Origin of the sequence: Sphingobium wenxiniae, assembly GCF_007830065.1 — a bacterium.
In the GTDB taxonomy this organism is placed as follows: domain Bacteria; phylum Pseudomonadota; class Alphaproteobacteria; order Sphingomonadales; family Sphingomonadaceae; genus Sphingobium; species Sphingobium wenxiniae.
Genome location: NZ_VLKK01000001.1, coordinates 123958 through 137067, shown reverse-complemented (window position 1 = coordinate 137067; position 13110 = coordinate 123958). Strand labels below are relative to the sequence as shown.

Genomic DNA, 13110 nt, shown 5'->3' with positions numbered 1-13110 from the left:
TTATCGGTCGACCGGAATGCCCGCGGTTTCGGGTCCGGTATCTTGTTGCTTGCTGTGCACGGGCGCGGTCGGACCGGCCCGGTTGAACAGAAAATCGAAGGCGCGGCCGTCCCCGGCGCGCAGCGTGTCGACGCGGCCGGCGGCGTCGCGCTGGAACTTCAGCACCAGCTCTGGCGCGACCGGCTCGGCGGCGCCGGTGAATACGTCGCGATAGGCCGGCACCAACGCCTGCCCACGCCAGCGCGGTCCGCTGAACACCAGCCGCCCGCCATCGGCCGCGACCGTGATGCATGAAAGATTATCGACGCCGCAGAAGCGGCCGAGATAGGGCGTCAGGTCATTGGCGGGCGGCGCGGCAAGGTCGGCGGGCAGGCGCTCACCCTCCCGGACTTCACGGACGAGCGTGTCGCTCTTGAAGGCGAACACATCCTCGCGCAGCCGCCAGCGTCCCGCGCCGACCGGCGCGAGCGCGCGGCCATTGACGGTCAGCCCGCCCTTGCCGTCCGCGGCAAAGCGATAGGGGAAGCCCGTCAGCCGGTCGGCCCACACGCCTTCCGGCAGAGGGCCGCGCGGTGCGTAAGGCTTTTCCGGGCGCGTCGGGAGGTAAAGATCCGCCACATCCCGGCCCAGTGCCGGCGTGTCCGCGTCGCCGCTATTGCACAGCAGCGACACCGTCAGTTTTTGCGCCGGATAGCGCGCCATCCATGCGCGATAGCCGCCGGTCGAACCGGAATGGCCGACCTCGAACACACCTTTGTAGTCGCCCGCCACCAGCGCGAGGCCATAGCTGATCCTGGTGCCGTCCTTCAGCATGGCGGGCTGCTGCATCTCGGCGGCGAAACCCTTGCCGAAAAAGTCGTTGTCCAGCGCCGTCTGCCATTTGACGAGATCGCCAACGGTGGTCAGCAGTCCGCCGTTGCCATATGCGTCCTCGATCACCTGTTCGTTGAGATAGCCCTGGGGCGAGGCCTCATAGGCTCCGGTCCGTCCGGCAACGATGCGATGATGGTCGTCGCGCCAGCTCGTGCGGGTCATGCCCAGCGGCACGAATATGCGATCACGGGTGAATGCGGCCAGCGACTGGCCGCTGACCCGCGCCACGATGATCGCGGCCAGATTATAATTGCTGTTGCTGTAGAGATAATGCGTGCGGGGCGCGAAGTTCAGTTCCTTCTGCCGCACGACCATATCGAGCACGTCCTGATTGTCGGCGGTGCGGCTGTTGCGCGGCCAGCCTTCGATGGCGGCGATCGATCCCCAATCGCGCAGCCCGCTGACATGGTGCAGCATGTCGCGCAGCGTGATGACCGCGCCGTAATCGGGCAGCTCAGGGAGATATTCGCGCACATCGTCGTCGAGCGACAGCTTGCCTTCGCGCGCGAGCATCAGCAGCGCGGCGGCGGTGAACTGCTTGGAGTCGGACCCTGCTTCATAGATCGAATCGACGGTGGCCGGGATGCCCTGCTCCAGATCGGCCATGCCATAGGCGCGCATCGCGACCGGCTGGCCGGCGCGCGATACGGCCACCGCGCAACCGGGGGTGTCCTTGCCCGCCCAGCGTGCGAAGATCGCGTCCAGCCGGTCAAGCGGCGCATCGGCCGCCCACGCGGGGTTTACGCCAAGAGCGGCGATGCCAAGCGTGACGGCGACTGGCAGCCCCGCTATTCGTCGTATAGCATCGCGCACCCGTTTCCTCCGATTTGCGCCCGCCGCCCCTAAGTCGGATTTGCGGCGGAGGCGATCCAACGGCAGGCCGATAACGCAGATCGCTGTCATCAACCTGTCACGGAAATCGGAAGACGGGATGTAGTCTGAAGCGCCGTGGGTAAGACCTGCGCCGCGCGGCGTAGCCGCTGAGGCTAAACGCCATCCTCCCGCCAGCCACCGCCCAGCGCCTGGTAGAGCGTCACGCGCGCGGTCAGTTCGTCGGTGCGCAACTGTACGAGGTTCAACTCTGCCGCGAGGAGCGCCCGTTCCGCGTCGATCCTCTCCAGCACACTGGCATAGCCCGCTTCGTAGCGGTCGGTTGCCTGCCGCACCGTCTGGCGCAAATTAGCGACCTGCGCCTCCTGGAGCGCGCGCTGGTCGGCGAGCCGGGCGATTGCGGTCAATGCGTCTTCCACATCGCGAAAGGCTGTAAGTGCCGCCTTCTGATAGGCATAGGCAGCCTGATCCCGCCGCGCTGCCGCCGTTTCGACGCCCGCGCGCAGCGACCCGCCCCGGAAAAGCGGCGCGAGGATGCTGCCGCCCACCGACCAGATGGTGACCGGATCGGGCAGCGCATTGTTGAAGACCGCTCCGGCCGAGGCGGAAAGGCGGAGGCTTGGAAGGAATTGCTTGCGTGCGGCGGACAGGGTGGCATCAGTCGCGGCGAGCGAATATTCCGCCTGCGCGATGTCCGGCCGCCGCCGAAGCAGTTCGGAGGGCAAGCCCGTCTCCGGCAGCAGGGGAGGCGTAATGGTCTCGATCTCTGCGGACGGCACCGGTCCCGGCGTGTCTCCGGTCAGCAGTCGCAAGGCATTTTCCTGTCGGCTGATAGCCAGTTCGACCTGCGGCGAGATCAGCGCGGCGCTCTGATATTCCACCTCCGCCTGCCGCACTTCAAGGGCGGAGATATAGCCCGCTTCGCCGCGCTGACGCGCGAGCCGCAGCGCCCATTGCCGGACTCGTACCGTATCCTGCGCCACCCGCAACCGGCTGTGCAATCCGGCGAGCGTCAGCCAACCCGACGCGGTGGCCGCGGCGACCGACAGCCGAACCGTGTCACGAGCCGCCTCGCTCGACAGCGCGGCATTGCGCGCGGCCGACACCTGATCGCTTATGCGTCCCCACAGGTCTGCCTCATAGGCTGCCTGAACGGCGGGCTGGGCTGTGCGTCCCTCTATACCCTGGCCGAGCGCATTGACCGTGCGCGTCTCGCTGGCGGAGGCGTTTGCGTCAAGCGTGGGGAAAAGCGCCGCGCGCGCCAGCCGTTCCTGCGCCCGCGCTTCGCGCACGCGGGCCATGGCGATCGCTATATCGGGATTATGGTCGAGCGCGCGCGCCACCAGCGCTTCCAGCGGCGGGCCGCCAAAGCCGCGCCACCATTCGCTGTCGACCGGCGCGGTTCCGGCAAGGTCGCTGCGCCATGCATCGGGCGCCACGACGGCCGCTCCTTCAGGGGGCGGCGTATCGCGCAAGGTGCAGCCGGTGAGCAGCAGCAGCCCGGTGCAGGGAAGAAGCAGCCTTCCCATCAACGCTGCCTGGGCACGGGGCCGTCCGTCGTATCGATCCGCGCGATCACCGACATGCCGGGCCGCATCCGCCGGTAGAGCGGGTCTGTCCGATCAAGCGCGATGCGGACGCTGATGCGCTGCGGCACCTTCACAAAATTGCCGGTGGCGTTGTCGGAACGAATGACCTGAAACTCGTTGCCCGCCGCCGGGGCGAGACGCTCGACCCGTCCCTTGATCTCGGCCCGGTCAAGTGCGTCGACGCTAAGCCTGACCGGTTGTCCCGGCGCCATGCGCGCTGTCTGCGCTTCCTTGTAATTTGCCGACACCCAGATGAGCGGGGGCACCAGGAAAGTGAGCTGGCTGCCCGCAGTCACATATTGGCCCAGTCTCACGCCCACCTCGCCCAGTTGTCCGTCCTGCGGCGCGCGGATGATCGTGTTGGCGAGATCGATCTCCGCGAGGCGGAGCGCGGCGCGAGCCGCCTCGACATTGGCGCGCAGGCCGCCCCGGCCGACCGTGACAGTCCGGACCTGCTCGCCCGCGACGGCGCGCTGTGCCTCCGCCTGGCGAACGGCGGCTTCCGCCTGCCGCAGCGCCGCCAGCGTTTGGTCCCGCTCGCGCACCGAAATGGAACCGCCGCCGAGCAGGTCGTTCACACGGCGCATGTCGGCCTGAGCGCGGGCAAGCTGGGCACGGGCGCTCGCCACATTGGCTTCCTGCCCGCCTAGCTGCGCCTCGCTGGATCGCTGGCTTTGCTGGCTGTTTTCAAGATTGGCGATCTGCGCGCTCACCTGCGCCTTCGCCTGGTCGACCCGCTGGCGGTATATGCGGTCATCGATGCGGGCGAGCACCTGTCCCTTTGTCACCCGATCATAGTCCTGCACCGCGACATCCACGACATAGCCGGATACTTGCGGCGCGATCACGGTCGTCTGCCCCCGCACATAAGCATTGTCCGTCGTCTGCACCGCCGAGGAGAAGGGAGGCAGGCCCCAGGCGTAGAGCACCAACGCCAGGCCGATAAGGATGAAGGCGACGGTCAGGATCGTGACTGTCCGTCCCGCACGCGGCGGCGCCCAACCGCGCTGCGGCTCGGGCGGGGGAGGGGCCGGCTCTATAATATCGGCGGGCACCTCGACCGGGTCGTTGAGCCGCTTGTCGTCCTGATCGGGGCGGGCCGGCGTGTCCATCATGCGGACGCAGCCCTTTCCCGCATTGCGGCCATCGCCGCCAGTTCATTCGCCAATGGATTGATCCCCTTGATCGTGAAATAAGTCCAGCGCCCCAGAAGATAGACGAGACCGATCGTCGCTATCGATCCGATGAGAAGGAAAACGTCGTTGAACGCCAATATGGCCGCTTCGCGCGACACTTGCTGGGAAAGGAGGACGGTGCCTTCCGCCTGGCGCAGTGCAGGGTCGCCCAGCGTGCGGCTGTAAGCGCCGCCAAGCTGTTGCAGGCGCAAAGCTACCTGCGGATCGGTGGGCAGGATCGACTGCGCCAGCATTTCCGAATGGAAGCGTTCGCGAACCGTCTGGAATGTGCCGAGCAGCGATGCGCCGCCAATGCCTCCCAACTGCTGGGAGATACCGAAAATCGCGGCGAAGCTCACGATATGGCTCGGACCCTTGGCCAAGGCGTGCAGCACGCCCGACAGCATGGTCGGACCCATGAAATAAATCGCCGCGAAGGCGATCATCGCCTGCGTCAGATAGAGTTGCGCCGGACGAGTCAAATTGCTGGAATCGGCGTCGAGAAAAGCCGCTACCGCAATGAGGCCGCAGGAAAAGGCGACGGGCCGCAACAGGTCCATCGGGTTGAGGAAGATCATGCTTGCTATCAAACCCAGCACAGTGGCTCCCGTCACGACCGCATAGAAAGGCACAAGTTGCTCCTGCCCCATGCCGACAACGGCGAGCAGCCCGCTGGCGCCAAAATTCTGCTCCGAGAGCAGCAGACGCATGCTCGCAGCGACGATAGCGAAGCGGACAACGTCCGCGCTGGCAAGCCATCGCGTGTTGAGAAGAGGATTGGCTCGATTATGTTCAATGATCAGGGCTATGCCGATCAGGACGATGGAAGCAGCCAGCGCATAGCCGATCCAGGGCGTTGACCACCAGACGATGCGTCCTTGAACAAGGATGGCGCACAACAGAGCGATGCCGGGCGCGAAGAAGGCGAAGGTCAGGAAGTCGATGGGTTCGAACGCCTCGATCCGTTCGCTGGGCGGAAGGCGAAGCAGCGACACGGCGGCAAGCGACAGCAGCGTCAGCCCGAGTTCGAAGAGGAACAGGTTCTGGATATCGCCGCTGATGAGCAGCGCGGGAGAAATGACGCGCGCGAGCGGCAGCGCCACCTGCGATACGCCGATGCCGAGCACCAGCCCCTTGAGCCGCCATTTGGCCGGCATGGCCTGCATGAAGTAGAAAAGCCCCAGCGTGGAAAGGCCGCTTGCCACCACTCCGCTCGCCGCACGCACGATCAACTCCGTGCCATAGTTATGGACGAACAGTTGCACCACGTTGAGAATGAGGAAAGCGAACAGAAAAATGCGCGTAAATCTCTGAATGCCGAATTGCTGGCGGAACTTGATGAGCAGCAGGCTCATGCAGACATTGGTCATGGAATAGGCAGCCGTCAGCCAGCCCGCCTCTTCGCTGGTCAGGCCCAGCGCGCCCTGGATCTGCGGCAGGTTGGCGGTGAGCAGGCCGTTGACGAAGCCGCCGGTCAACCCGATCAGAATGCCTGCGGCGAAATAGCCGACCCGGCGCCGCAGCGGATGATCCGGAGTGGCCGGCGATCCCGGCATCATCGGCCGCTCATGGGGCGCGAACCGATAATCGCTGGATGTATGCTGTTCTCTCACCACATCGCTGCCCTGCTCCGCCGACGGTCCGAACGCAAGTCCAGATCAAATCTTTTCGTCTGGTTCTAAACGAGGGTGGCGAGAGTGGGCAAGGCGTGCGTCCCGAACCTCAAAAATTCGACCGGGACGCCGCTGATTGAAGTGCTGAAAGGCTCCGCATGTGTTTCCGGGCGACTAGCGCAGCCGGACGCCTTCCTTGTCCCATCGAACGGCGGCGGCCGTCCGGCGCGTGATGTTCAATAGCGCATCCTGATATTCGCGAACAACGTCCGGCCTGGCTCCGGAAAGCCATCGGTCAGCATGTAATAATCGTCGAACAGGTTTCGTCCGCCTACTCCGATGTCGATATGGTCGGTCAGCGCATAGTCGATGCGCAGCCCCGCATTCACATAGGCGCCCGTGCGATAATAGACCTGCGGCGCCCCAGCCGGGGTGGCGGTGAACAGTGTCCAGCGGTTCGACGCCAGATCGATGCTAGGGATTATGTGCAGCCCTTCGACCGGCGCCCAATCGATATAGGCGAAACCCTTGTGCGTCGGCACGCCGGTTGGGCGAAAGGCAGGATTGGCATCATATTCGAGCTTCCGCTTGATGCCCGTATAGTTGATCCCCGCGTCGAGGCCGGGCAGGATCGTCGCGGAAACCGACAATTCCACCCCGTAATAATGGCCCTCGCCGACATTGCGGCTTTGCGTGAGGTTGGTGAGCGCGCAGCCCGGCGTGGGCACGGCCGGGGGCAGGGTCGATGCGGTGCAGGGATAGGCGGGCGTCGGCACGCCGAAGATGGCGCGCCGGACCCAACTGTAGAACAGCGCGCCTTCGACGCGGATGGGCCCATCGGTCCAGTTGGCGCCGATTTCCGCGTTGGTGGCGCGTTCGGCCTTGAGGTCGGGGTTGGGAATGGCCGTGTTGAAACGCTGGCTGAACCGCTCGAAGATGGTCGGAAAGCGGGCGCGGGACGACAGGCTGGCATGCAGGTTCAGTGCATCGCCGGCCTGCCAGTCGATCCGTCCCTGGAGATTCCATGCGTCCGCGTCGCGTCGCGGATATTGGAAGAGGACTTTGGGCGTGGTATTGGAATTGGTGCCCAGCGGCGCGCCATATTCCTCCGCCAGCTTGAGGTCGCGCCAATCGAAGCTGCCGCCGACGGTGAAGGTCAGGGCAGGAGACAGCTTCAGTTCGTTTTCCAGCGCCAGCGACCATGTATTTTTAGTCTGGGTCTGCCTCGGTTCGGTCGTCGGCACGCCCGCGCTGGAGAAGCCGGTCTGGAATTCGACATGCTTGTCATGGCGATAGTGGAAGGCGAGGCGCAGCGTATCCGCCTCGCTTGCCTGGAAATCGAGTTGCGCGGACCCGCCCCACGCCCGGTCCTCATAAGGGCTGTCAAAGGCATAGCCCCTGCTCTGCGTCGTTTGGGCACGGGTATCGAAGGACCGCAGGATGGAATCGAACCGATTGTAATAGGCCCGCGTCTTGAGCGTCGCCCGATCGCCGAGCGCCGTGGTGGAGAGGAAATAGACGCTGGTGATGTCCCAGGACGGCCAGTCCCAATAGCGCGGGTCGTTCACCGTGTCGCTGATGTGCAGCGGCGCGTTTTTCGCCCCTTCCTGATGCGTATTAGCTGATCGCATATTCATCCGTCGCGTTGGGGGTGAAGCCCAGCTTCACATTGGCGCGCCAGTCGCGTGTGCGCGAAAAATCGCGCGCGCCGCCATCTTCGAGCGCAGGTATGCGCGCGGTGAAATCGTTGGGCAGGTCCCAATGGTCGGTGAAGCTGCGGGCGTAGCTGGCCTGCGCATACCATTTGTCCTGCCGGGTGCCGACCATGGCGGATGTGGAATAGCCCGCATAATCGGCGTCATTATCGAAATTGACCGTGCCGCGCACATCGATGTCCAGTGCCTTCGTCGGCTTGCGCGTGACGAGATTGATCGCGCCGCCCATCGCGCCCGGCCCGTCGAGGACCGAGGCATAGCCCTTGGCGACCTGCACCTCCGCAATGTCGGTGGTGAGGAAGCGGCCATAGTCGAGCCGGTTGTCGGCGGGCAGGTAGACGCGGATGCCGTCGATCGACAGCGGCACCTGGAACCGGTCGAAACCCCGCACGAAGACGAGACGTTCGTTGCGGGTGCCGCCACTGTTCCCAGCCGCAATGCCGGGCATAAGGTTGACCGCATCGTCGAGCGCGGTGCGGCCGAAGGTGTAGATGGCATCCGACGATAGCGTGTTGCTGTCGATCTCGATGCCCTGCGTTCGCGGAGCGGTGACGATGATCTGGCCAAGCGAGAAGCGGTCGGACGCATCCGCATCCGGCGCGGCAGCGGCTTGGGCGCGCGCCTGCGTCGTGAAAATGGTGCCCGTCAATAACAGGACAGTCAGAGCAGCGCGCATGAATTCCCCTTTTCCAGTCGTTCGACTCACTATATCCGGTCGTATATAGCTTTGAGTCTGCGAAGGAAGACCTTCATGCGATTACGGTTCCGCACCGTTCTACCGTTATTGGACATGGTGTGCCTTGCCGGACCGGCACATGCCCGGATGGAACAGGCGCCATCGACCTGTGCCGTACCCGCCGAATTGCCCGCTCCTCTTGCATCGTGGCGCAATCCGGCAGCGTTAAAAGGCGCCACCGATCGCAAAGGCGCGGCGCGCTCCGTGCTGGAGCCAGGCAAGACGGTGACGATGGCGCTCAGTCCTACGCCCAAGATCGACTATCCGGTGCGGCCCGCCAAACCGAGCGGATCGGTCAGTTTTGGCGGGCTTGCCGGTTTCACCGTGCGGGAAGCGGGAACCTGGCGTGTGGCGCTCGGCTCGGGAGCTTGGGTCGATGTGGTGAAGGATGGCAAGGCAGCGCCTTCGGTTGCCCATGGCCACGGTCCCGACTGCAGCGGCATCCGCAAGATGGTGGACTATGACCTGAAGCCGGGGCGCTATACGCTCCAAATTGCCGCCAATGGCGAGGATCGGCTGACGCTGCTGGTGACGCGCTTGCCGTGAGGCGCTTGTTGCTGGCCGCCGCGCTGCTGCTTTCGGTCGCGGCGGGTCAGCCGTGGCGCTGGGACCTTCCGGCGGGGATCGCAGCGCCGCCGGTTCCAGCGGACAATCCGATGCGCGAAGCCAGGGTCGAATTGGGGCGGCGTCTGTTTTACGATGCCGACCTGTCGGCGAACGGCACCATGGCCTGCGCAACTTGTCATGAACAGAAGCGTGGCTTTGCCGATGGTAATGAGACCCGGCCCGGCGTGCATGGCGATCCGGGCCGGCGCAATGTGCCGGGCCTTGCCAATATCGGCTGGTTCTCGCATCTGACCTTCGCCGATCCGCATCTCACGACGCTCGAAGCACAGGTCCTGGTGCCGTTGCTCGGCGAGCATCCCGTTGAAATGGGGATGAAAGGGCTGGAGGCGGAACTGGAGCGGCGGCTGGGCGCGGATCGCTGCTATCGCCGCATGTTCGCACGCGCGTTTCCGGAGCGGCGAGGCAGGATCGATCTGCCCGCGGTGACGGCGGCGCTAGCCGCTTTCGAGCGGACGATGATTTCCTTCGGCAGTCCGTATGATCGCTTCACGGCGGGCGACCGCGTGGCGCTGACGCCGCTCGCCCGGCAGGGCGCAAGGCTGTTCGAGAAGGCTGGATGCGCGGCCTGCCATTCGGGCCGGCTGCTGACCGACATGGATTATCACAGGCTGGAACCGGCGAAGGCCGGCGACCCCGGCCTGATCGAACGCACGGGCAGGGCGGAGGATGCGGGGCGCTTTCGCACGCCGTCGCTGCGCAATATCGCGCTGACCGGGCCATGGTGGCATGATGGGACAGCGCGGACGCTGGAGGCGGCGGTTCAGCGCCATGGCATTGCGGTGGCGGACAAGGACATGCCTTCGCTCATCGCTTTTCTTGAGAGCCTGACCGACCCGCATTTCATCGCCGATCCGCGCCTGTCCATGCCGGATCGCGCCTGCGGGCGGCGGTTATGAGGATGCCGGACTTGCCTGCGGCAGCGGTTCGGTGCGGAGCAGGGATTGCAGCGGATCTTCCATCTGCGGCGCGACAGCGGCGCTGGCGGCGGCCTGCATGGCGCGATAGGCCGACAGGACAGCCTCTCCCTTTTGGGTGACATGCGCGCCGCGTTCGCGACCGCCCCCCGGCACCGTCTCGACGAGCTTCTCGCGCCAGCAGCGGTTCATCGCATCGACCAGCAGCCACGTACGGCGATAGCTCATGCCCAGCGCCCGCCCCGCCGCCGAGATCGATCCAAGTTCCCGGATCGCGTCGAGGAGATCGGCCTTGCCCGGTCCCATGGCGATCTCATCGCCGCAGAAGAGCTGGATCTTGATCTTGATAGGAGAGCCTTCCATCATAGCTGCCACGATAGCGGATGTTATGGCGCCTGCCCACGCCGTCATCGCCGCCAACCGGAGGGGCATTGGTCGCTTCGTCCGATTTTCTGCCGATGGCCTTGACGGATGCGATCAACCGGGCACCTTGGCCCGATGATCTGTCAACCTGTCCATGCGGTCTATGCCGCGTTTGCAGCCTTTGCTGCGCTCCTTTCGGTTTCCGCTGCCGGGGCGGCAGATCCGGCGCCATTCGACCTGGCTGGCCCCGGACTGTCGGTCAGCGTCACGCGGAGAGGGGAAAGCTTGCCGATCGGGCGGGTTCCGGCCCTTGCCGCAGGCGATGTGCTGGAGATCGAGGCCGATTTGCCCGCCGACCAGTCCGTGCGATATCTGCTTGTTTCGGCTTTTCTTCGCGGCGCGACCAACCCGCCGCCCAAAAAGTGGATCGCCAGCGCGCAAACCTGGAAGCGCAAGGACAAGGACAGGATATTGAAACTGACCGTGCCCGAAGACGCGCGGCAACTCGTCCTGTTCCTGGTGCCGGACACGGGCGGCGATTTCGGCACGATTTCGGATGTCGTGCGCGGCAAACCCGGTGAGTTTGTGCGGGTGACGCAAATCCTCGGCCAGGCCTCGCTCGACCGCGCGCGGCTCAATGCTTTCGTGGCCGGTATTCGGACACAGGAAAACAGCCATCCCGAATATCTGAAGACGGTCGCGCCTGTCCTGTCTTCCAGCCTTGCGGTCAAGCTGAATGCGGATTGCCTGGCGAAACTGGTCGAATCGCAAGCCGCCTGCCTCCTGGAAAATCGCGAAGCGCTCGTCCTGGTGGACGTCCACAGTAATTCGCTCACCGAAACCATCGTCGGGACGCCGGCTGATCTGGCATTTCAGATCAGCGCCACGCGGGAGGCCGGCTATGGATTTTACAGTCCCTATATCGGCGTGGTCCGCGACGTCGCCCGTATCTTCGGCGCATTCAACAATCCGGAATTTACCTACCTTCCTGCGCTCGGTATCCAGAACGGCACGGCCATGTCGCTGCTGCTGAACGCCGCGCCATCCTTCCGAAAGCCTAAATCTGTCCTCGTCGTTGCGATGCCCGCGATTGAAAAGGACGTGCCGCCGCCGCTTCGCGCCGCGAGCGACAGCGCGGTCTGCGCCGCGCGGGCCGGCGCGGTGTTCCGGGTGGAAGGCGCGCCGCTGATCTACGCGACGGACTACGCCCATGACATGACCGTGCGCCTGACGACGAAGGACGGGCGAACAATGGATGCGCCGGTGGCGCCCCGGGCGGACAAGGGCGGCTACGTCCTCGTATCTCCCTTGAGAGCGGCAGATTTTGCTCCCTCCACATCGGGACGCCTTCAAGGGGTCTGGGGCTTCAACCGGTTCGACGGTCCTGAATTTTCTGTCCAGTTCCCGCAGGACGCCGCTTGGCAGGTAGACCATATCGCACCGCGCCTGATCGTCGGCCGCGACAATATGCTGCCGCTCAAGGGGGCAGCGCCCGCCTGCGTGGAAAGCATAACGATGCAATTGCCGGGCAGGCCGAGTCAGCCTGTTAAATGGCAGGTTTCCGGTCCCGACAGCATCGCCATCGATGTACCGCTGACGGATGCGCGGGCTGGCGACGTTCAGTTCGCGGTCAAGCCGTTCGGCGCGTCGCAGGCGACGATGCTCACAATCCGCGCCTATGCCGAGGCAAGCCGGATCGACAATCTGCGGCTTCATGCGGGCGACGATGAAGCCGTGCTGACGGGCCTGCGGCTGGATGAGATTACCGGCCTGATGCTCGATGACCTGGCGTTCCGGCCGGGCGAGCTGTCGCGGGAAGGGGATGTCGATACGTTGCGGTTCCGCGCCGACACGCCGGACAAGGTCCGGTTGTTGGGGCAGGGGCATAATGCAAGGGCGCGGGTCACGCTGAAGGACGGACGCAGCATCGGCTTGCCGGTGACGATCACGGCCCCGCGCCCGGCCGTAACGCTCATAACTAAAAGCATCGATTACAAGGAGCCGTTGCCTGCCCTCGCGATTCATCTCGAAGGGCAGGACATGTTGCCTGACACGGCGCGCATGACGATGTCGGTTCGCGCCGCGGAGGGGATGCGGTTCGGCGCGCAGGACTCCCTTGAAATCGCAACCATTGATGAGGGCGCGCATGTGCGCCTGTCGGCGTCCAATGGATTGCGCCTTGAAAGCCCGCAGATCGCCATCGCCAGTTTCGATCCCGCGGCTCTCGGTTCGTCAGCCTTCGGTCCGTTGCGCTTTCGCAGGGTTCAGGCGGGGGTCGCCGGCGACTGGCAGCCGCTGGCGACTTTGGTTCGATTGCCAGCGGTCCAATCGGTGTCCTGCGACCCCGGCGCCAAGACATGCCGCCTGACGGGCAAGAATCTGTTCCTGATCGATTCCGTGGCTGACGACAGAACATTCGATCGCAGTGTTGCCGTGCCCAGCGGCTTTACCGGCAACGCCATTGATGTGCCTGCGCCGCAAGGAAGGACGCTCTATCTGAAATTGCGCGATGCGCCGGGCGCTGTTCAGGAAGTTGTATTGCCGGCGGCTTGAAGGATGGATTCCATGACGCAACTCGCCTGGCGGGGGACTTTATCGCGCGCGCCACAAATTGGCCGATATGTTAAGGAATGGCGGCGCTGATTGCGTATAGGGGGGAAGATATTCCTTTCAG

At 64.7% G+C, this 13110-nt stretch carries 10 protein-coding genes; 3 read left to right on the top strand and 7 right to left on the bottom strand.

Annotated elements, in window-relative coordinates; translation table 11 throughout:
- The 6 genes from IQ35_RS00620 to IQ35_RS21355 all read right to left on the bottom strand — a co-directional run bounded on the left by IQ35_RS00620 (window position 1) and on the right by IQ35_RS21355 (window position 8472).
- A complete protein-coding gene (locus IQ35_RS00620; RefSeq protein WP_021246532.1) occupies window positions 1-1686 on the bottom strand; it encodes a serine hydrolase domain-containing protein in 1686 nt (561 codons plus the stop codon).
- A gap of 173 nt (window positions 1687-1859) precedes the next feature.
- On the bottom strand, window positions 1860-3233 hold the full coding sequence (locus IQ35_RS00615; protein ID WP_021246533.1) for an efflux transporter outer membrane subunit: 1374 nt from the start codon (window positions 3231-3233) through the stop codon (window positions 1860-1862).
- The gene (locus IQ35_RS00610; RefSeq protein ID WP_242003260.1) at window positions 3233-4408 is read right to left on the bottom strand and encodes an HlyD family secretion protein; all 1176 of its coding nucleotides are present in this window, start codon (window positions 4406-4408) and stop codon (window positions 3233-3235) included. The genes IQ35_RS00615 and IQ35_RS00610 overlap by 1 nt, the downstream gene beginning before the upstream one ends.
- Complete coding sequence (locus tag IQ35_RS00605) at window positions 4405-6081, bottom strand: MFS transporter (RefSeq protein WP_242003259.1); 1677 nt, start codon at window positions 6079-6081, stop codon at window positions 4405-4407. The genes IQ35_RS00610 and IQ35_RS00605 overlap by 4 nt, the downstream gene beginning before the upstream one ends.
- Before the next feature lie 236 nt (window positions 6082-6317).
- Window positions 6318-7712, bottom strand: a complete 1395-nt coding sequence (locus IQ35_RS21360) for a TonB-dependent receptor (protein WP_242003258.1) — start codon at window positions 7710-7712, stop codon at window positions 6318-6320.
- Window positions 7699-8472 (bottom strand): TonB-dependent receptor plug domain-containing protein, encoded by a 774-nt coding sequence (locus IQ35_RS21355; protein WP_242003257.1) that lies wholly within the window; start codon window positions 8470-8472, stop codon window positions 7699-7701. Before IQ35_RS21355 ends, IQ35_RS21360 begins: the two co-directional genes overlap by 14 nt.
- 75 nt (window positions 8473-8547) lie before the next feature.
- Here IQ35_RS21355 and IQ35_RS00595 point away from each other — a divergent pair, with 75 nt between their 5' ends.
- Both IQ35_RS00595 and IQ35_RS00590 read left to right on the top strand, forming a co-directional pair.
- Window positions 8548-9078: a hypothetical protein gene (locus IQ35_RS00595; protein ID WP_145071587.1), complete on the top strand. Its 531-nt coding sequence runs from the start codon at window positions 8548-8550 to the stop codon at window positions 9076-9078.
- On the top strand, window positions 9075-10055 hold the full coding sequence (locus IQ35_RS00590) for a cytochrome-c peroxidase (RefSeq protein ID WP_184204852.1): 981 nt from the start codon (window positions 9075-9077) through the stop codon (window positions 10053-10055). Before IQ35_RS00595 ends, IQ35_RS00590 begins: the two co-directional genes overlap by 4 nt.
- On the opposite strand, the gene IQ35_RS00585 is transcribed toward IQ35_RS00590, so the two are convergent.
- Window positions 10050-10436: a winged helix-turn-helix domain-containing protein gene (locus tag IQ35_RS00585; RefSeq protein ID WP_031292019.1), complete on the bottom strand. Its 387-nt coding sequence runs from the start codon at window positions 10434-10436 to the stop codon at window positions 10050-10052. The two genes, IQ35_RS00590 and IQ35_RS00585, sit on opposite strands and share 6 nt — an antisense overlap.
- Window positions 10437-10571: 135 nt before the next feature.
- On the opposite strand from IQ35_RS00585, the gene IQ35_RS00580 reads away from it, so the two are divergent.
- Window positions 10572-12989: a hypothetical protein gene (locus tag IQ35_RS00580; protein WP_145071585.1), complete on the top strand. Its 2418-nt coding sequence runs from the start codon at window positions 10572-10574 to the stop codon at window positions 12987-12989.
- Window positions 12990-13110 lie beyond the last annotated feature (121 nt).